17 protein-coding genes are annotated in these 20,012 nt (G+C 64.4%); 10 read left to right on the plus strand and 7 right to left on the minus strand.

Annotated elements, in window-relative coordinates; genetic code table 11:
• The first annotated feature begins 5 nt into the window (after window positions 1–5).
• Both argJ and mutT read left to right on the plus strand, forming a co-directional pair.
• A complete protein-coding gene (gene argJ, locus KJP29_RS18925; RefSeq protein WP_218465191.1) occupies window positions 6–1,301 on the plus strand; it encodes a bifunctional glutamate N-acetyltransferase/amino-acid acetyltransferase ArgJ in 1,296 nt (431 codons plus the stop codon).
• A complete protein-coding gene (mutT, locus tag KJP29_RS18930; RefSeq protein ID WP_218465192.1) occupies window positions 1,298–1,699 on the plus strand; it encodes an 8-oxo-dGTP diphosphatase MutT in 402 nt (133 codons plus the stop codon). The genes argJ and mutT overlap by 4 nt, the downstream gene beginning before the upstream one ends.
• A gap of 9 nt (window positions 1,700–1,708) precedes the next feature.
• On the opposite strand, the gene KJP29_RS18935 is transcribed toward mutT, so the two are convergent.
• Window positions 1,709–3,163 (minus strand): mannose-1-phosphate guanylyltransferase/mannose-6-phosphate isomerase, encoded by a 1,455-nt coding sequence (locus KJP29_RS18935; protein WP_218465193.1) that lies wholly within the window; start codon window positions 3,161–3,163, stop codon window positions 1,709–1,711.
• Window positions 3,164–3,333: 170 nt separating this feature from the next.
• Here KJP29_RS18935 and KJP29_RS18940 point away from each other — a divergent pair, with 170 nt between their 5' ends.
• Together KJP29_RS18940 and KJP29_RS18945 are read left to right on the plus strand one after the other, a co-directional pair.
• A complete protein-coding gene (locus KJP29_RS18940) occupies window positions 3,334–4,122 on the plus strand; it encodes a metallophosphoesterase (RefSeq protein WP_218465194.1) in 789 nt (262 codons plus the stop codon).
• A gap of 107 nt (window positions 4,123–4,229) precedes the next feature.
• Window positions 4,230–5,567, plus strand: coding sequence for a polysaccharide biosynthesis/export family protein (locus tag KJP29_RS18945; protein WP_218465195.1), 1,338 nt, complete (start codon window positions 4,230–4,232; stop codon window positions 5,565–5,567).
• A 93-nt stretch (window positions 5,568–5,660) separates the two neighbouring features.
• Here KJP29_RS18945 and infB read toward each other — a convergent pair whose 3' ends face one another.
• From infB to rimP, 4 genes are read right to left on the minus strand one after another with little or no spacing between them, the layout of a single operon-like run.
• Window positions 5,661–8,165: a translation initiation factor IF-2 gene (gene infB, locus KJP29_RS18950; protein ID WP_218465196.1), complete on the minus strand. Its 2,505-nt coding sequence runs from the start codon at window positions 8,163–8,165 to the stop codon at window positions 5,661–5,663.
• A complete protein-coding gene (locus KJP29_RS18955) occupies window positions 8,162–8,797 on the minus strand; it encodes an RNA-binding protein (protein WP_218465197.1) in 636 nt (211 codons plus the stop codon). The genes infB and KJP29_RS18955 overlap by 4 nt, the downstream gene beginning before the upstream one ends.
• 35 nt (window positions 8,798–8,832) lie before the next feature.
• Window positions 8,833–10,518 (minus strand): transcription termination factor NusA, encoded by a 1,686-nt coding sequence (gene nusA / locus KJP29_RS18960; RefSeq protein WP_218465198.1) that lies wholly within the window; start codon window positions 10,516–10,518, stop codon window positions 8,833–8,835.
• Between the two features lie 2 nt (window positions 10,519–10,520).
• On the minus strand, window positions 10,521–11,108 hold the full coding sequence (gene rimP, locus KJP29_RS18965; RefSeq protein ID WP_218465199.1) for a ribosome maturation factor RimP: 588 nt from the start codon (window positions 11,106–11,108) through the stop codon (window positions 10,521–10,523).
• Window positions 11,109–11,342: 234 nt separating this feature from the next.
• Here rimP and KJP29_RS18970 point away from each other — a divergent pair, with 234 nt between their 5' ends.
• Window positions 11,343–12,356 (plus strand): ligase-associated DNA damage response exonuclease, encoded by a 1,014-nt coding sequence (locus tag KJP29_RS18970; protein ID WP_218465200.1) that lies wholly within the window; start codon window positions 11,343–11,345, stop codon window positions 12,354–12,356.
• A complete protein-coding gene (locus KJP29_RS18975) occupies window positions 12,353–13,912 on the plus strand; it encodes a cisplatin damage response ATP-dependent DNA ligase (protein WP_218465201.1) in 1,560 nt (519 codons plus the stop codon). Before KJP29_RS18970 ends, KJP29_RS18975 begins: the two co-directional genes overlap by 4 nt.
• Here KJP29_RS18975 and KJP29_RS18980 read toward each other — a convergent pair.
• Complete coding sequence (locus KJP29_RS18980; RefSeq protein WP_218465202.1) at window positions 13,909–14,529, minus strand: methyltransferase domain-containing protein; 621 nt, start codon at window positions 14,527–14,529, stop codon at window positions 13,909–13,911. The two genes, KJP29_RS18975 and KJP29_RS18980, sit on opposite strands and share 4 nt — an antisense overlap.
• Entirely contained in the window at window positions 14,526–15,515 is a 990-nt protein-coding gene (pip, locus tag KJP29_RS18985; RefSeq protein ID WP_218465203.1) for a prolyl aminopeptidase, read from the minus strand. The genes KJP29_RS18980 and pip overlap by 4 nt, the downstream gene beginning before the upstream one ends.
• A 54-nt stretch (window positions 15,516–15,569) precedes the next feature.
• On the opposite strand from pip, the gene ubiG reads away from it, so the two are divergent.
• The 4 genes from ubiG (at window position 15,570) to KJP29_RS19005 (ending at window position 20,000) form a co-directional block, all read left to right on the plus strand.
• Window positions 15,570–16,316 (plus strand): bifunctional 2-polyprenyl-6-hydroxyphenol methylase/3-demethylubiquinol 3-O-methyltransferase UbiG, encoded by a 747-nt coding sequence (ubiG, locus tag KJP29_RS18990; protein WP_218465204.1) that lies wholly within the window; start codon window positions 15,570–15,572, stop codon window positions 16,314–16,316.
• A gap of 102 nt (window positions 16,317–16,418) precedes the next feature.
• Window positions 16,419–18,755 carry a Tex family protein gene (locus KJP29_RS18995; protein ID WP_218465205.1) on the plus strand — a complete coding sequence of 779 codons (2,337 nt, stop codon included), beginning with the start codon at window positions 16,419–16,421 and terminating at the stop codon, window positions 18,753–18,755.
• A 67-nt stretch (window positions 18,756–18,822) separates the two neighbouring features.
• Complete coding sequence (locus tag KJP29_RS19000; RefSeq protein WP_218465206.1) at window positions 18,823–19,035, plus strand: DUF2945 domain-containing protein; 213 nt, start codon at window positions 18,823–18,825, stop codon at window positions 19,033–19,035.
• Window positions 19,035–20,000, plus strand: coding sequence for a DNA topoisomerase IB (locus KJP29_RS19005; RefSeq protein ID WP_218465267.1), 966 nt, complete (start codon window positions 19,035–19,037; stop codon window positions 19,998–20,000). The genes KJP29_RS19000 and KJP29_RS19005 overlap by 1 nt, the downstream gene beginning before the upstream one ends.
• Window positions 20,001–20,012 lie beyond the last annotated feature (12 nt).

Raw genomic sequence — 20,012 nt, forward strand, 5'->3', positions numbered from 1 at the left:
CCATCATGGGCAAGAAAAAGAAGCTGAAGAAAGAGCTCAAGGCTCTGAAGGCAGAGCTGGCCGTTGCAAAGAACCACAAGCACAAGGTCGCCCCCCTTGCCCCCAAGGACGGCTTTCCCAAACTCCCCGTGATCGACGGCGTTCGTTTCGCGGCGGTGCAGGCCGGGGTGCGCTATCCCGGCCGCTATGACGTGATGATGGCGCTCTGCGATCCGGGCACGACCATCGCGGGCGTCTTCACCCGGTCGGCCACCCGGTCGGCCAACGTCCTCGATTGCCAGGCCAAGATCGGCTCGGCCTCCGACGGCGGCGCGGCGATCATCGTGAATTCGGGCAACTCTAATGCCTTCACCGGGTCTTCCGGTGAAAACGCCGTGGCCGAGATTTCCAAGACGGTGGCCGAGGTCACCGGTGTGGCCGAAAACAGGGTCTATACCGCCTCGACCGGCGTCATTGGCGAACGCCTTCCCTACGATCGGATCACCGCCAAGATCGGCGATCTGAACGCGGCGCTCGATCCGGCCGGCATCGAATTCGCCGCGCGGGCGATCATGACGACTGACACCTTCCCGAAGGGCGCTATGGCCGAAGTGAAGGTCGAGCGCGGCACGATAAAGATCGCCGGCATCGCCAAGGGGTCGGGCATGATCGCGCCGGACATGGCGACGATGCTGGTCTACATCTTCACCGACGCCAAAGTGGAACGGAAAGTGCTTCAGGCGTTCCTTTCCGGCCTCATCGACGAGACCTTCAACTCGATCACGGTGGATTCCGACACCTCGACCTCCGATACGCTCATCCTCGCGGCGACCGGTGCCTCGGGCGTCGAAATCCCCCCCGACTGCGACGCTTTCGAGGCGGGCCTGCGCTCCGTCATGATGGATCTGGCGCATCAGGTGATCCGGGACGGCGAAGGCGCGACGAAGTTCGTCGAAATTCGTGTGACCGGTGCGAAATCCGGAAAGGACGCCCGGACACACGGGATGTCGATCGCCAATTCGCCCCTCGTGAAGACCGCCATCGCTGGTGAAGACCCGAACTGGGGCCGGATCGTCGCCGCCATCGGCAAATCCGGGGCTGCGGCGGATCGCGACAAGCTGTCGATCCGGTTCGGCGACATTCTCGTGGCCGAGAAGGGCTGGGTGTCGCCGGACTACCGGGAAGATCAGGGGGCCGACTACATGCTCGGCGAGGACATCGTGATCGGCGTGGATCTTGGGTTGGGCAACGGCGAAGCCACCGTCTGGACCTGCGACCTGACGCACGCCTACATCCAGATCAACGCGGATTACCGATCGTGACCAAAGTCGTTCTCGTCTCGGCCGTCGCGCTCGTAGACCGCGACGGTCGCGTCCTGCTGGCGCAAAGGCCGGAGGGCAAGTCCATGGCCGGGCTTTGGGAGTTTCCCGGCGGCAAGGTCGAAACGGGCGAAACGCCCGAAGCCGCCCTGATCCGGGAGCTGAAGGAAGAACTGGGCATCGACACCTGGCACTCCTGCCTCGCGCCGCTGACCTTCGCCTCCCACGCCTATGAGTCCTTCCATCTGCTCATGCCGGTCTTCGTCTGCCGCAAATGGGAAGGCACCCCGCACCCCAAAGAAGGCCAGACCCTGAAATGGGTCCGCGTTGCCGACATGCGGGATTATCCCATGCCACCTGCGGACATTCCGCTGGTGGCGATGATGCGGGACATGCTCTAGGAAAAGACCCTAACCCTTCGCCCCCTGTCCGCGGGCGTAGACATCTTCATAGCGCACGATGTCGTCCTCGCCGACATAGGCCCCGGTCTGCACCTCGATCAGGACCATGGGCACCTTGCCCGGGTTCTCCATGCGGTGCACGGACCCCAGCGGAACATAGACCGACTGGTTCTCGGTAACGAGTTGAACCTTGCCGTCCACGGTGACCTTCGCCGTGCCTTCGACCACGATCCAGTGTTCCGAACGATGCACGTGGCTTTGCAAGGACAGGGATGCGCCGGGGTGGACCATGATCCGCTTCACCTGAAACCGTGACCCGACGGCGAGGCTTTCGAACCAGCCCCAGGGCCTGTGATCCTTGGGAAACTGCGTCGCCTGATCGGTCCCTTTTGCCTTCAGCGCATCGACCGCGAGCTTGACGTCCTGCGCGCGGTCCTTGGATGCGACCAGAACGGCGTCGTTCATCGCCACGGCGATGATCCCGTCCAGACCGATGCCGACCACCTCGAGCCGTTCGCTGTCGGCGCGTAGAAGCGTGTCCTTGCAGTCGATGGCGGTCGTCGATGCCGACTGGACCACGCCGTTCACATCCGGCCCGGCCTCGCGCCAGACCGCGTCCCAGCCGCCCAGATCGGACCAGCGCGTTCCGAGCGGAACGACGGACAGGTTGTCTGCCTTTTCCATGACGGCGTAGTCGATCGAAATGCTCTCGGCCCCACTCCAGGCCTCCGGGTCGAGACGCAGGAAGCCGAGGTCGACCGCGGCGCCTTCAAGCGCGTCGGTCACTGGGGCCATCAGGTTTGGACAATGCGCCTTGAATGCCGCGACAATGTCGGCGGCCTTGAACAGGAAGATCCCTGCGTTCCAAAGGAACGTGCCGGCGGCGACGAAACGCTCGGCCGTTGTCTGATCCGGCTTCTCCGCAAAGCTCGACAGTTTGACCGCCGCCCCCGATCCGTTCGGTTTTTCCGACAGCTCGAGATAGCCATAACCGGTTTCCGGGCGATCTGGCGTGATCCCGAATGTCACGAGGTCCCCGGACGTGACCGCCGAGATCCCCTTTTCGACCGCCGCGTGAAAGGCGGCTTCGTCGGGAATGACGTGATCGGAGGGCGCGACCAGCAGCAGCGCCTCCGGGTCGCCCGTCAGGGCGTGAAGCGCGGCGGCAAGCACGGCGGGCGCAGTATTGCGGCCTTCGGGCTCGATCAGGATTGCGCCGGGGTCGATGCCGACCGACTGTAGCTGTTCGGTGACGATGAACCGGAAGTCCGAATGGGTGACGATGATCGGGCGGGCAAAGCTCAGGTCGCCGTGGGTGCCTGACAGCCGGCGCGCGGAGGCCTGAAACAGGGTCTCTTCACTGGTCAGTGGCACGAATTGCTTCGGGTAGCTCTTGCGGGAAAGCGGCCAGAGCCGGGTGCCCGATCCTCCACACAGAAGCACGGGCGTAATGGAAATCGGCATTCTCTTATCCGGTTGGTTCGTTGTCGCGGCAGACTCCTTTACCGCGTGTCCGGGGTCAAGGCCGGACTGGCCGGGTAGCCTTGGGGAAACTGGACGATCACGGGGGCTGCCGATTGTTCTTTCGGTTCGGGCCGGTCAAGATGGTGCGGGTCCGGTAAGGGGAGGACGCAATGAATTTGTTCGATCGTTGGCGACAGCGCTGGGCCCGAGCCACGCCCGCCGATGAACGCCCCGGGAGCGACAGGGTCTTCGACGCCGCCATCGCGCCCGACCGGCCCCTTGCGGTTATTGGCGATGTGCACGGCATGTCCGGGCTTCTCGACAGGCTTCTCGACCGTCTTGGGCGGGACTTCCCCGAGGCGCATGTGGTGACCGTGGGCGACTATATCGACCGAGGCGATGGCAGTCGGGGGGTGATCGAACGGCTTAGACCGATGGCAGAGGCCGGGACAGTGACCTGCCTCATGGGAAATCACGAAGTGATGCTCTTCGAGTTCCTCGCAGCACCCGATGGCGATGCCAAGACGTGGTTGAGCCGCGGTGGCCTTCAGATGCTCGCGAGTTATGGGGTTGGCGGCGTGGTGGCATCATCGGACGCCGCCACGCGACGGGACGCTGCCCGGCGACTTCAGGCGGCGATGGGATCCGAGGTCGACTGGCTCCGGACTCTGCCGCTGACCTATCGCTCCGGAAACGTCCATGTCGTTCATGCCGCGGCCGATCCGAACCGCGCGATGGACCGCCAACAAAAGGATGCACTGCTTTGGGGGCATCCTGACTTCGACCGGATCGACCGTGCCGACGGTCAGTGGGTCATCCATGGTCACAGTGTCGTGGATAGGGTCGAGGCCCGACGCGGCCGCATCCCGGTCGATACGGGTGCCTATGCGACCGGGCGCCTCTCCGCAGCAGTTGTGACTCCTGCCGGTGATCTGGAGGTTGTGGAGGTCTCGGCCTGAATCTGAACGACCACCGTGCCGTCCTTTCAGGGCCACCGGGAGCGAAATCGCTTCAACAGACAACTATAGGGTGATAACCGTTAACCAATACAATTTTGGGTTGGAAAATGGTTCGGTCGGCTCTGCTCACAGGTGTGCTCCTGTTACTCGCATCCTGCGGCGCGCTGACGTCGCCGGTCGTCGTGGAAGAAACCACCGCGGTTGGGGAGGTCGTGATCCTGACGATGGACGCGAACACGATCCGCGCCGCAAATGCGACGGGCTATGAACCCCGAACGCTCCCGGCGATCTTCTCGCGCACCGCCGGTGTGGCTGGTGTGGGCGTGGGAGTCGGCGCCTTGCCCCCCGGTGCCTACGATCCCGAGGACCGGCCTGAAGCGCTGACCACACGCCTCCCGCCCGCCTATGCGCCGGGTCCCTACCGACTTGGCGTTGGCGACGTGCTCCTCCTCGCCACACCGAGCGGTATCGGGACCATGGAACAGTTGAGCGGCCTTCTCGCGGCGCAACACCAGAGGCAGGGATACACCGTGCAGGACAGCGGCGCGATTTCGATCCCGGATGTCGGGCGGGTTCAGGTGGCGGGACTGACGCTCGATGACGCCGAAAGCGCGGTCTTCAATGCCTTGGTGGCGCAACAGATCGAACCAGCCTTTTCGCTCGAAGTGGCGGAATTCAAGTCACAGCGCGCCTCGATTGGCGGCGCGGTGCGCAACCCCATGGTCCTGCCCTTGACCCTGTCGCCCTTGACCCTGGCCGAGGCCGTCGCTGCGGCGGGGGGTATGACCGCGCCCGAGCGCGATTACGCCTCGATCCGGCTCTATCGCGACGGCGAACTCTATCAGATCCCGGTGGAACGATACCTGGGGTCGGCCGACCTTCAGAAGATCGCGCTGAAAGCCGGGGATGCGGTCTTCATCGACATCGAATATGATCTGGCCAGCGCCGAGGGATACTTCGCCCAGCAGATCGAACTGAGCAAACTGCGCCAGTCAGCGCGGACCTCGGCCATGGAGCAGCTTGCGACCGAAGTGGAATTGCGGCGACAGGAGCTCGAAGAAGGCCGCGCCAATTTCAACGCGCAGGTCGCGCTGGACGCGGTCGAGCGTGACTATGCCTATATCGCCGGTGAAGTGGGTCGTCAGGGCCGCTTCACCCTTCCGTTCGACCACAAGGCCACGCTGGCGGACGCGCTGTTCAGTCAGGCCGAAGGGGTGCCGAATGCGACCGGCAACATCGGCGAGGTCTATGTGCTGCGTGGCACCGGCGACGGGCGGGGCATTCAGGCATGGCACCTCAATGCGAGCAACGCCGCGAACCTCGTCCTCGCGACGCGTTTCGAGCTGCGGCCCAACGATGTGATCTTCGTTTCGGAGAAACCGCTCACCGGTATCAGCCGGCTTCTGGGCCAGGTCGCGCTCTCTGTCGCCGCCGTTGGCCTGTAGTCGCCTGCACGCGCGCTATGGGCGGATGCTTCGCCAAAAGAAAAACGCGCCGCCCGAGGGCAGCGCGTTTTCGTTCCAGTCGTACGGACAGGATCAATCGAGCGTGCGCTCGACTTCTTCCCGCTCGAAGATCTCGATGACGTCCTTCGGGCGGATGTCGTCGTAGTTCTCGAAGGCCATACCGCATTCCTGACCCGAGATGACCTCGGACACCTCGTCCTTGAAGCGTTTGAGCGTCTTGAGCGTGCCTTCGTGGATAACCACGTTGTCGCGCAGGAGGCGCACGCCGGCAGAGCGGCGGGCAACGCCCTCGGTGACGAGACAGCCGGCGACCTTGCCGACGTTCGACACCTTGAACACCTCTTTGATCTCGGCGTAACCGATGAACTTTTCGCGCACTTCGGCGGACAAGAGGCCCGAGGCCGCCGCTTTCACGTCGTCCACGAGGTCGTAGATCACGCTGTAGTAGCGGATTTCCACGCCCTTCTGGTTCGCCGACTGGCGGGCCGAGGCATTGGCACGGACGTTGAAGCCGATAACCGGCGCGCCGGAGGCCTCCGCGAGTCCGACGTCCGTTTCCGTGATCGCACCAACACCGTAATGCAGCACGCGCACGCGCACCTCGTCGTTGCCGATCTTTTCCATCGCCTGAACGATGGCTTCGGCAGAGCCCTGCACGTCGGCTTTGACGAGAATCGGCAGCTCGGCGACATTCTCGTCCGCCTTGGCCTTGGCCATCATCTGTTCCAGCGTGGTCGCGGCACCGGCAGCGGCACGTTTGTCCTTGGCGGCCTGATGGCGGTATTCCGCGATCTCGCGCGCCTGCGCTTCGGTTTCCACGACGTTGAGCACGTCGCCGGCTTCCGGCGTGCCGTTGAGGCCAAGCACCTCGACCGGAACCGACGGACCCGCGACCTTCACCCGCTCGCCGTGGTCGTTCTCCATGGCGCGGACCTTGCCCCACTGTTCGCCGACGACGAAGATGTCGCCCTGCTTCAGCGTGCCGTTCTGGACGAGCACGGTCGCGACCGGGCCCCGGCCCACGTCGAGCTGCGCCTCGATTACCGCACCCAGAGCGGCCCGTTTCGGGTTCGCCTTGAGTTCGAGGATCTCGGCCTGAAGCGCGATGGCTTCCAGCAGGTTGTCGAGCCCCTGGCCTGTGTGGGCCGAGACTTCGACGTCCTGCACATCACCTGACATCGCTTCCACGATCACTTCATGCTGGAGCAGCTCCGTGCGCACGCGGTTCGCGTCGGCAGCGGGCTTGTCCATCTTGTTGATCGCCACGATCATCGGCACTTTCGCCGCTTTCGCGTGGTTGATGGCTTCGATCGTCTGCGGCATGACCGAGTCATCGGCGGCAACAACGAGCACGACGATGTCCGTCACCTGCGCGCCGCGGGCCCGCATCGACGTGAACGCCGCGTGGCCGGGCGTGTCGAGGAAGGTCAATACCGCGCCCGAGTCCGTCTTGACCTGATAGGCGCCGATATGCTGCGTGATGCCGCCGGCTTCGCCAGCCGTCACTTTCGCGTTCCGGATCGCATCGAGGAGCGAGGTCTTGCCGTGGTCGACGTGACCCATGATCGTCACGACCGGCGGACGGTTCATCAGGTCTTCGGCCTTGTCCTCGACGGTGTCGATCACCTGTTCGACGTCGCTGTCCGACACGCGGACGATGTTGTGGCCGAATTCTTCGATGATGAGTTCCGCGGTGTCCTGGTCGATTGTCTGGTTCTGCGTGACCATCATGCCCATGTTCATGAGCGATTTCACGACGTCCGCCACACGCTCGGCCATACGGTTGGCGAGCTCCTGCACCACGATGGCCTCGGGCACCTGAACGTCGCGCACGACCTTCTCGCGGCTGTCACCGCCACCCATCGCCTTCTGGCGCATGCGTTCCTGTTTGCGCTTCATCGCCGCGACCGAGCGCTGACGCCCGCCTTCGCCACCGGTGAGCGCCTGGTTCACGGTCAGCTTGCCGGACCGGCGGTTGTCGTCGCGGCCAGCCTTGTTCCGCGCATTGCGATCGTCCGCCGGAGGGGTGGCGACGCGTTCACGGTCGGGCTTGCGCGGGCCGGATTTGGCCCCACGGGCCTCGGCAGCCTGCGCCGCAGCCGGATCGGCGGGCGCCTCGGCAGGCTTCGGCTTGTTCTTGGCCTCTTCCTTTTCCTTGCGGCGACGTTCGTCTTCTTCCGCCTTCTTCGCGGCGGCTTCGGCGCGTTCCTGTTCTTCGCGCGCCTTTTCCTCGGCTTCCTGCCGACGACGCTCGCGCTCTTCCTCGCGGGCTTTTTCCTCGGCTTCGCGCTGACGCGCTTCCTGCGCCTCGTTGGCCTTGGCGGCCGCGAGCGCCTTCATCCGGCGTTCAAGCTCGGCGTCCGAGATCCCGGCGGGACGATTGGACGGGTCCGTGGCCGGCGAAGAGCCGCCACCCGCGCCGCCACCCGCACCGGGTTTCGGCACGACGACGCGCTTGCGCTTCGTCTCGACAACCACGTTCTTGGTCCGTCCATGGCTGAAGCTCTGCTTCACGGAACCCGAGCGGGGTCCGCCACCACGAAGGCCAAGGGGCTTTTTACCGTCCGTATCGTTCATCTATTCTTCGTACCTTTCCGACGGGCGGTCCCGCCGTCGTCTTTTCCGCGCATGCCCGAGAGCTTTGCGGCTTCCTCTACAACACGTTTCGTGAGTCCACCAGCCGCGAGCGCGCCATGTATCACATGTTCACGTCCGAAAGCCAAACCCAATTCATCCGCGGTCAGACAGCCGATAAAGCTGTCGCGTCCCGGCGGGGGGCGGAGTTTCGTCTTGCCCCGTTCCGATCCATCACTTGCCTGGAGGAGAACCTGGGCCTGTTCCTTGGCGAGCCAATCCTTGACCTTCTCAAACCCGGCCACGGCGCTGCCTGCTTTCCGAGCCAAAGAGATAAGGTGCACCACGCGATCTGCAAGGCCCTGTTCGACCGAAGCCTCGAGATTCTCCGGCACCGTCACCGGCGATTTCGCGCCGCGATGGAACCCGCCGCGTTTGCGCGCCGTGGCAAAGGCGGCCGGTGTCGCGGTGATCCACAGGCCCCGGCCAGGCAGTTTCTCCAGAAGGTCCGGCACGATCACCGAGTCCGGGCTCACCACGAGACGGATCAGACCCTCCTTGGGTCCGACCTCGCCGGTGGCGATGCACCGGCGTTCGGGCTCGCTCCGATCCTTCTCTTGTCCGCCGCGGCTCATGCCATCGTTCTCCGTCCGAAACCCGAGACCTGAACTCAGGCCTCGGCTTCCTCCGTCGTTTCACCTTCTTCGCCGTCCTCGTCCGATGCGAGATCGGCCGGATCGACCCAGCCAAGCTGGATACGCGCGGTCATGATCATGTTCTGCGCTTCGTCCAGACCCACGTCGAAGGGCTCGAGAACGCCGTCGTCCTTGTGACGCTCGCCGTTTTCGGTGGTCCAGCCGCCGGCCAGTTCCCAGTCGGCGCAGGTGGCGAAGTCCTCGAGCGTGAAGACGCCGTCCTTGGCCAGCGCCTCGATCATCTGGGGAGTGAGCCCCTCGAAGCCGACGAGGCTGTCCTGAACGCCCAGCGCGCGCGCGTTTTCAAGCGCCTTGCGGTTCTGTTCCTCGAGGAAATCGCGCGCCCGTGCCTGAAGCTCGTTCGCCGTATCCTCGTCCACACCGTCGATGACCAGAAGCTCGTCCACTTCGACATAGGCGACTTCTTCGAGGTTGGTGAAGCCTTCGGAGACCAAGAGCTGCGCGAAGAATTCGTCCAGATCCAGCGTGTCCATGAAGAGCTTGGTGCGCTCGGCGAACTCCGCCTGACGACGCTTCGATTCCTCTTCCTCGGTCAGGATGTCGATATCGAGCCCGGTGAGCTGCGAGGCGAGACGCACGTTCTGACCGCGACGACCGATGGCGAGCGACAGTTGCTCGTCCGGCACCACGACCTCGATCTTGCCAGCGTCCTCGTCGAGCACGACCTTGGCCACTTCGGCCGGCTGGAGCGCGTTCACGAGGAAGGTGGGCACGTCTTCGTTCCACGGAATGATGTCGATCTTTTCGCCCTGAAGCTCGTTCACCACGGCCTGCACGCGGCTACCGCGCATACCGACGCAGGCGCCGACCGGGTCGATGGACCCGTCGTAGGACACCACGGCGATCTTGGCGCGCGATCCCGGGTCACGGGCAACAGCCTTGATCTCGATGATGCCGTCATAAATCTCCGGCACTTCCATTTTGAACAGCTCCGCCATGAACTCCGGCGCAGTGCGCGACAGGAAGATCTGCGGACCGCGGGTCTCGCGACGCACATCTTTCACGTAGCAGCGGATGCGGTCGTTCGGGCGATAGGCTTCGCGACCGATCTTTTCGTTGCGGCGCAGGATTGCCTCACCCGCGCCGACATCGACAATGATGTTGCCGTATTCTTCGCGTTTCACGATGCCGTTGATGATCGTGCCGGCGCGATCCTTGAACTCTTCATACTGACGATCACGCTCGGCTTCGCGGACCTTCTGAAGGATGACCTGCTTGGCCGATTGGGCGGCGATACGACCCATGTCGACGGGCGGCACGGTTTCGCGGAATTCGTCACCGATCTGCGGGCCACCGGCTTCCTTGGTGTCGATGACTTGGCCGTCGCGGGTCCAGTATTGTTCACGGCCCGGAGCGGAGGGCTCGAAATAGGGCTTGGCCTGCTCGACGGTCATCTCGGCCTGATAGTTCTCCAGCACCTCTTCCTCGACCACGGTGCGCACGCGGGTAAAGGTCGCGCGGCCCGTCTTGCGGTCGATCTTGACCCGGATGTCCATCTCGGCGCCGTAACGGCTCTTGGCGGCACGGGCGAGGCTTTCTTCCATCGCTTCGATGACCAGACCGGGGTCGATCATCTTCTCGCGCGCGACGGCTTCGGCCGTCTGGAGAAGTTCAAGCTGGTTGGCAGAGGTAATGGCCATCGTTATTCCTCCTCGGACCCTTCGTCCGTTTCGATTTCATCATATTGAGTTTCGTCGATCAGCCCGGCGTCCTTGCGGGACTTGAGCATCTCGGCAATCAGGTCGTCCGTGAGGACGAGTTTCGCGTCCGACAGCAGGTCGAAGGTGAGCCCGATGGTCACCGGGGTGCCGTCGTCCTCGATCTCGATCAGCACTTCGCCGTCCTCGGTGCCCGCGAGCGTGCCCTTGAACCGCTTGCGCCCGTCGATAAGCTCGCTGGTCTCGATCTTGGCGAGCCAGCCGTTCCAGGCGTCGAAGTCCTTGTAGCGCGTCAGCGGCCGGTCGATCCCGGGCGACGACACCTCGAGCGTATACTCGCCTTCGATCGGGTCTTCGACGTCGAGCGTCGCACCGACGGCGGTGGTGATCTCGGACAGATCGTCGACCTCGATCCCGCCCTCGGGCTTGTCGGCCATGATCTGCAACGTGTTCGATTTGGTCGAGCCCATCAGCCGCAGCCGGACAAGCTCATACCCCATATCCTCGATCACCGGGCGCACGATTTCGGCGAGCCGGCGGTCGATGGCGGTCTTGGCGACGAGGTCGTTCATGGGTTCCTTTCGGGAGCCTGCGTTCAGGCACAAAAAAACGGGCCAGCGGCCCGTGCATCTTTCCGGTGGGGCGTCGGGTTTGGACCCCAGCGCCTCCGCTGTTGAGGGCGATATAGGGGGGTTCGGGTGAGTCTGCAAGGAAAATTGGCCAGGGCGGCAAAACGTGACGTAGACTTTGAGCCGGAACGCGCCAAGCGGTCCGGCGTTGGTCGCGAGAAACAGGACGAAGAGCCGATGCCCAGCGCCTTTGAAGACCTCCTCATTCCCCGCCCCGAGGGGCTCTACTGCCCGCCCGGCGAATTCTACATCGACCCGATGCAACCCGTGGCGCGGGCCATGGTGACTCATGGTCATGCCGATCACGCGCGGTCGGGGCATGGGGCGGTGATGGCGAGCACCCAGACGCTCGACATCATGGCGATCCGCTATGGCGAGGATTTCGCGGGCGAGCGGCAGGAGGGGACGGCTGATCCGGTGGAGGTGAACGGCGTGAAAGTGAGCTTTCATCCGGCGGGCCACGTGCTGGGAAGCTGTCAAATCAGGCTCGAACATGGCGGAACCCGTGCTGTTGTGTCCGGCGATTATTCCCGCGTCGCGAACCCTGCCTGTGCGCCTTTTGAGCCTGTCCCCTGCGATCTGTTCATCACCGAGGCGACCTTTGCCCTGCCGGTGTTCAAGCATCCCAAACCGTCCGACGAGATTGCCAAGCTCATCGCCTCGGTCCGCAATTTCCCCGACCGTCCGCACCTCATTGGCGCCTATGCGCTGGGCAAGGCGCAGCGGGTGATCATGCTTTTGCGCGAGGCCGGGTGGGACGCGCCGATCTATGTCCACGGGGCGCTGCAACGGCTCTGCGACTATCACATCGAACAGGGCGTGCCGCTGGGCGACCTGCGCCCCGCCACGATGGACAAGGCCGAGGCGAAGGGGCTGCGGGAAGCGATTGTCATCTCGCCCCCATCCGCCTTTGCCTCGCCTTGGGTGCAGCGCTTCGTCGATCCGGTGATCGGCTTTGCCTCTGGCTGGATGCAGATCCGGGCGCGGGCGCGACAGCGGGGGGTCGAGCTTCCGCTCGTCATCTCGGACCATGTTGATTGGCCCGACCTCACGGGCACGATCCGCGAGTTGAACCCGACGGAGTTCTGGATCACCCATGGGCGAGACGATGCGCTCATGCGCTGGGCCGAGTTGGAGCAGCGCCGCGCACGCCCCCTGCATCTGGTCGGATATGAGGAGGAGCCGGAATGAAGGCCTATGCCGCCCTCCTTGAACGCCTCGCCTTTACCAACGGTCGAAACGCGAAACTGGCTTTGTTAGAGACGTATTTGCGCGATGCCCCCGACCCGGACCGTGGCTATGCTTTGGCGTCCTTGACCGGGGAACTCAACTTTGCCGGGGCCAAACCTGCCCTCCTGCGTGCGCTTGTGTCCGAACACGTGGACGCCGAGCTGTTCACCATGTCCTACCACTACGTCGGTGATCTGGCCGAAACGATTGCGCTTATCTGGCCGGGTCAAGGCACCGCGCGGGAGGTTCCGCTGTCCGAGGTGGTCGAGGCGCTGAACAAGGCGTCGAAATCCGATACGCCGGGGCTCATTGCCGATTGGCTCGACGCGCTTGACCCATCGGAACGGCTCGCGCTGCTCAAACTGATGACGGGCGGGATGCGCGTGGGCGTGTCGGCGCGGCTGGCGCTCACCGCGCTGGCCAACACGGGCGATGTGCCGCTCGACGACATTCTGGAACTTTGGGCCGGGTTCAAACCGCCATACGCTTCGCTCTTTGCGTGGCTTGCGGGCGGACCCAAGCCGGAACCGACGATCAAGGCCCCGTTCCGCCCCGTGATGCTGTCCACGCCCCAAGACCTCGACGGTCTGCGCGCGCTCGATCCGGACGACTACGCCGCCGAGTGGAAATGGGACGGGATCCGGGTGCAGGCTGCCGCCGATGGTGACGAGCGGCGGCTCTATTCCCGAACGGGCGAGGATATTTCGGCGGCGTTCCCCGACGTTGTCGAGCGGATGGACTTTACCGGCACGCTAGACGGCGAGCTTATCGTCCGGCGCGAAGGCGAGGTCGCGCCCTTCGGTGACCTGCAAAAGCGGCTCAATCGGAAGACCGCTGGCAAGGCGCTGCTGAAATCCCATCCCGCCGCGCTGCGCCTTTATGACGTCCTCGTCTGGCAGGGCGAGGATCTGCGCGATCTGCCCTTCGACGACCGCCGCGCGCGGCTCGACGCGGCTGTTGTGACGCTCGACCCCTACCGCTTCGACGCCTCGCCGATTCTGCCCTTCGACACATGGGATGACCTCGCCGCGCTGCGGGGCGATCCGCCGTCTCCGGTGATCGAAGGCGTCATGCTGAAGCGCAAGAATAGTGTCTACTCTGCTGGAAGACCGCGTGGCCCGTGGTTCAAATGGAAGCGCGACCCGATGATCGTGGACGCCGTTCTGCTTTACGCGCAACGGGGGCACGGCAAACGCTCGGGCTTCTATTCCGACTTTACCTTCGGGGTGTGGGAGGGTGATCGACTGGTCCCGGTGGGCAAGGCCTATTCCGGTTTCACCGACGAGGAACTCAAGCGGCTCGATAAATTCGTGCGCCAGCACACCATCGAACGCTACGGTCCGGTGCGCTCGCTCTCGCCCGATCTCGTCGTTGAGGTCGCCTTCGAAGGACTCAATCGCTCGACCCGGCACAAGTCCGGCATCGCCATGCGCTTTCCCCGGATTTCGCGGATCAGGTGGGACAAGCCCGTGGCCGAGGCCGATACACTCGCCATGCTCGAGGCGATGCTGCCCTAGAGTTTCCGGGCCACGACGAAGAGCGTCAACTTCGACCCGGGTGTCTCGTCCACAAGGATCTCGAAGCCGGCGTCGCGGATCATCTGACGAAACCTGTCCCGCTTCAGCATCGCGACATGGGGTGCCTTGCCGATCAACTGGCCAAGCGGGAGCAGCAACCGGGCCAGCCAGACCTCGCCCACCATCGCCGACGAACTGACAAAGACCCCGCCGGGGGTGAGGACCCGCGCAATCTTGGCAATCGTGGCGGCGGGGTCGGGGACCAGGTGCAACAGCGACAGGGCCAGCACGGCGTCAAAACTGCCGTCCGCCAAGGGCATCTCGTCGAAATTGCCCTGCTCGAACCGCATGTTGGGCGGGATCGGACCCTCGGCCTTTCCCAGTCGGATCATCTCGCCCGACAGATCGGTGGCCAGATATTCGGCCACCAGCGGCGCATGACGCCGCGCCGTATTTCCAGACCCGCAGCCGATTTCCAGCACCCGCATGTCGGGCCGCAGAAACCCTTGCGTCACCGCGACCTTGTGCTCATAGGCCGCCACGTCGCCAACAGGTCGGAGAATGTATTTCGCGGCCGTGCCGTCCCAAAAGGGCGTCTGGTCGTGAACCTGTTTCACAGCCCCAGCGTGCTCCGCTGTCTAGCAAGCTTGTCTGTCGTGCGCACAAGTTCGGCCGCGATGCCCGGCTCGCTGACCGCATGTCCGGCGCGCGGGATCATGCGGAACTCGCTCGTGGGCCACGCCTGATGCAGCGACCAGGCCGCTTCCGGCGGACAGATCATGTCGTGACGCCCCTGCACGATGGTGCCGGGCACATGTGCGATCCGCCGCATGTTCGTAAGAATCTGCTGGTCGTCGCCAAGGAACACCCGGTTCACAAAATAATGGTTCTCGAGCCGCGCGAAGGCGAGCGCATAGTCCGCCGGACTGTCGATCATCGCCCCGTCATTCTCGATGCTGGCGAGGGCATTCTCCCAGGCCGCCCAGACGCGGGCATGGCGCAGCTCCTCGCTGCGGTCGCCAGAGAACAGCCGGTGATGATAGGCCTCGATCAGGTCGCCGCGTTCACCTTCGGGGATCGGCCCCACGAAGCGTGACCAGAGATCGGGCCAGAACTGGCCCGCGCCGCCGCCATAGAACCACTGGAACTCTCGCTCGGTTGCGAGGAAGACCCCCCGCAGGACAAGCCAGGCCGCCCGTTCCGGATGCGCCTGCGCATAGATGAGCGCAAGCGTCGCGCCCCAGCTTCCGCCGAAGACGATCCAGCGGTCGATGCCGAACGTATCCCGGATAAGCTCGATGTCGCGGACGAGATGCCAGGTGGTGTTCGCGGTGACGCTGGCATGGGGTCTGGATCGCCCGCACCCGCGCTGATCGAAAAGGATGATACGATACTTGTCAGGATCGAAGAACCGCCGCATCGCAGGCGAACAGCCGCCCCCGGGACCGCCATGAAGCACGACCACCGGAATACCGTCCCTCGCGCCGCATTGTTCGACATAAATGGTGTGGCCATCACCGACGTCGAGCATCCTTCGGTCTAAGGGCTCGATCGGAGGATACAATTTCCCCCCTGCGGTGTTTTTTCCTGCGGCCTGTTCCATCGGAACCCTATATAGGGGGCAACCACACGCCCCGCCATGAAGAAAGAGAGTAACATGACGTCAGCGGAAACGACAGTCGATCCGGCCGAAGTCGCCAAGTTCGAAGCCATGGCCGCCGAGTGGTGGGATCCGAACGGAAAGTTCAAACCCCTGCACATGATGAACCCCGTGCGCCTCGACTATATCGTGGGCCAGATCGCCGCCGAACACGGTCGCGACCTGACGGCGGACAAGCCGTTCGAGGGGCTGCGTATTCTCGATATCGGCTGCGGCGGCGGGCTCCTGTCCGAACCCATGGCGCGGCTGGGCGCAAGCGTTGTCGGCGCCGATGCGGCGGAACGCAATATCCCCGTGGCGCAGGTCCATGCCGAACAGTCCGGCCTGTCCATCGACTACCGGCACACCACGGCGGAAGCCCTGGCCGAGGCCGGCGAGCAATTCGACGCGGTCCTCAACATGGAAGTGGTCGAACATGTGGCCGATCCCCTCGCATACCTGACCGCCTGTCAGACGCTCTTGAAGCCGGGCGGGATCATGTGCTGCTCCACCATCAACCGGAATCCGAAGAGCTTCATGGTGGCCATCGTGGGTGCCGAACACATCATGCGCTGGTTGCCTAAGGGCACCCATGAATGGGACAAGTTCATCACGCCGTCCGAGCTCGAGGACCTGATCACCCGCAGCGGTCTTCGCGTCGTGGACAAGAAGGGCTTCGTCTTCAATCCGGTGCTCTGGTCCTGGTCGATTTCCTCGCGCGACCTGTCGGTGAACTACGTGACAGCAAGCGTTAAGCCTGCCTGAAACAGGCTCTGATCCAGCCCAAGTCCTCTGTTGCTCCCTTGCCACTTGGCGCGGGTGCGCAGCGCGGGTATCACCCTCTCCTGATCAGAGAGGAGACGCCCCGTGAGCCACGCCGATACGCGCATCCATCAGACCATCGCGACCGAGATTTCGGCGGGCGCGGGCCAGGTCGCTGCCGCTGTCAAGCTGCTGGACGAGGGCGCGACGGTTCCATTCGTGGCGCGGTATCGCAAGGAGGTCACGGGCGGGCTCGACGACACGCAACTGCGCACGCTTGCCGATCGCCTCGCCTATCTGCGCGAGCTTGAGGCGCGGCGCGTCACGATCCTGAATTCGATCAAGGAGCAGGGGAAACTGACCGACGACCTCGCCCGCGCCATCGCCGGGGCCGAGACAAAGGCGACGCTCGAGGACATTTATCTTCCCTACAAACCCAAGCGGCGCACCAAGGCGATGATCGCGCGGGAAAACGGGCTTGCGCCGCTACTCGACGCGATCCGGGGCGATCGCCACGCCGACCCGGAAACGCTCGCGCAGGCTTATGTGACCGGCGAAGTCGCGACGCCGAAAGAGGCGCTCGACGGCGCCTATGAAATTCTCGCCGAAGAGATGGCCGAGAACGCTCCCCTGCTTGGCCGCCTGCGCGACTTCATGCACCGCGAAGCCCTCATCACGGCCAAAGTTGTGTCCGGCAAGGAAACCGAGGGCGCGAAGTTCTCGGACTACTTCGACCATCGCGAGCGCTGGGCCGATATTCCCGGCCACCGCGCGCTTGCCATCCTGCGCGCAGCGAAAGAAGAGGTCGTCACGATCAACATCGCCCCCGATCCCGAAACCGGCGCGGACAAAGCGACAGGGATCGTCGCGCATGAGATCGGCATCACCGGCGACGCGCCGGGCGATGTCTGGCTGCGCAATGCCGCCGCGCGCATCTGGCGCATCAAGCTGTCGCTCACGATGTATATGGACCTGCTCGCGGACCTGCGCCGCCGCGCGCATGAAGAGGCGATCACGGTCTTTGCCCGCAACCTGCGTGACCTGCTGCTCGCCGCGCCTGCCGGTGCGCGCCCGACGCTTGGCCTCGATCCCGGCATCCGCACGGGGGTCAAGGCGGCGGTGGTCGATGCCACCGGCAAAGTGCTCGACACCGCGACGATCTATCCGTTCCAGCCCAAGAACGACATTCGCGGGTCCGAGGCCAAGATCATCGAACTCATTCGCAAACATGGGATCGAACTGATCGCCATCGGTAACGGCACGGCGAGCCGCGAAACCGAACGCCTCGTGGCCGACACGATCAAGCTGCTGCCTGACGGCCCGAAACCGACCAAGGTGGTGGTGAGCGAAGCCGGTGCAAGTGTCTATTCCGCCTCGGAACTGGCCGCGCGGGAGTTTCCGGACCTCGACGTGAGCCTGCGCGGCGCGGTGTCCATCGCCCGCCGTTTGCAGGACCCGCTCGCCGAACTGGTGAAGATCGAACCCAAGTCCATCGGGGTTGGCCAGTATCAGCACGACGTCGATCAGACCCGCTTGTCGCGCGCGCTCGAGGGCGTGGTGGAAGACGCCGTGAACGCGGTTGGCGTCGATCTCAACACCGCATCGGCCCCGCTCCTCGCCCATGTTGCCGGTCTTGGCCAGCGTCTCGCAGAAGGCATCGTCGCGCATCGCGACGCAACGGGCGCCTTCCCCTCCCGCAAGGCGCTGCTCAAGGTCGCGGGGCTGGGTCCCAAGGCCTTTGAGCAGGCGGCGGGTTTCCTTCGCATCACCGGCGGGACCGAACCGCTCGACGCCTCTTCGGTCCATCCCGAAGCCTATGACGTGGCGCGCAAGATCGTCGCCTCCTGCGGACGCGACCTCCGGCAGATCATGGGGAACGGCGGGGCACTGAAGGGCCTCAAGGCCGAGGATTTCGTGACCGAGACTTTCGGCCTTCCCACGGTGCGCGACATTCTGGCCGAACTCGAAAAGCCCGGCCGCGACCCTCGGCCCGAATTCAAGACCGCGAGCTTCGCGGAGGGCGTCGAGGACATCAAGGACCTGAAACCGGGGATGCGGCTCGAGGGAACCGTCACCAACGTGGCCGCCTTCGGTGCCTTCGTCGACATCGGCGTGCATCAGGACGGCCTCGTCCACGTGAGCCAGCTGGCCGACCGTTTCGTCAAGGACCCCCATGAGGTGGTGAAGGCCGGCGACGTGGTGCGCGTGACCGTGACCGAGGTGGACATCCCGCGCAAACGCATCGGCCTGTCCATGCGCAAGGACGCGGGCGCAGCGGGTGGTCAGCGGCAGGACCGGGGTCCGTCCGCGAAGGATCGCAGCGGTCCCAAGGGCGACAGGCCCAAGAGCGCGCCGCATGGATCCAAACAGGCCTCACGGGACGCCGGGAACAACGCCTTCGGGGCGGCGCTGGCGGCAGCGATGAAGGACAAGCGCCGCTGACGTACGCCGGGCGTCCGCCGGAACCGCGGAACCCCTGACGGCGTTTATCGCCGCAGGAGGATCCGCGATGAGCTTTGCGATCGGCGACAAGGTTGAATGGGACTGGGGAACAGGCACGGCCAGGGGCCATGTCGAAAAGCGCTATACCTGGAAGGTCACCCGAAAACTCCAGGGATCCGAGGTGACGCGCAACGGTTCGGATGATGATCCCGCGCTCTATATCGAAACAGACGACGGCAACGGCGTGCTCAAACTCGCCTCCGAAGTGCGCGAGGCGTGATCGTGGGCCGGGGGCTGATCTATTATCCCGACAGCAGGCCGGGGATCACCCGCAAGAAGCACGGTCGCGGGTTCACCTATAAGGGCCCCGATGGCACGACCATCGCACGAGGACCGGAACGCGCCCGGCTCGAGGCGATGGCGATTCCCCCCGCCTATGTCGATGTCTGGATGACCCCGCGCGAGAACGGTCATCTCATGGCAACGGGCTACGACGCCCGGTCCCGCAAGCAATACCGCTACCACCCCGACTGGTCCGAGGCGCGAGCCCAGACCAAGTTCAACGACCTCGCCGCCTTCGGCAGATGTCTTCCGACGATCCGGCGCCGGGTGGCGCGTGACCTCGACCACAGCGCAGGCGAGCGTGAATTCGCGCTCGCCACGGCGCTTGCGATGATCGACAAGCTCGCGCTCCGGGTCGGGGACAAGACTTACACAAAGGAAAACGGCTCTTACGGTGCGGTGACACTTTGCCGGCGGCATCTCAGGACGAGGAAGGGCGACATGCAGGTGGTGTTCACCGCGAAAGGGGGCAAGAACGCCCGGGTCGCCGTGACCGACAAACGCCTGATGAAGGCGCTGGAATCCGCCCGCGACCTTCCCGGGGCGGAACTGATCGGTTGGGTCGACGATGACGGCATTGCGCGCGGCATCTCGTCATCGGCTGTGAACGACTATCTCGCCGAGGCGGCAGGTGTCGACGGCATCACGGCCAAGACATTTCGCACCTGGGCCGGGACGCTCGCGGCGTTCCGCGCCGTGACCGAAGAGGGCGCATCGACGATCAAGTCCCTGTCCGAGGCGGCAGCGGAGCGGCTTCAGAATACGCCGACCATCGCGCGCAACAGCTATGTCCACCCCAAGGTTGTCGCGCTCGCCGGAACGGATGAAAAGCTCCCAAAGCCCGTGCGGCTTCCTGGACTTGTCACAGGCGAAGGGGCCTTGCTCGCCTTTCTGGAAAGCTAGCACCGGGCTGGA

Origin of the sequence: Maritimibacter sp. DP1N21-5, from assembly GCF_019218295.1 — a bacterium.
In the GTDB taxonomy this organism is placed as follows: domain Bacteria; phylum Pseudomonadota; class Alphaproteobacteria; order Rhodobacterales; family Rhodobacteraceae; genus Maritimibacter.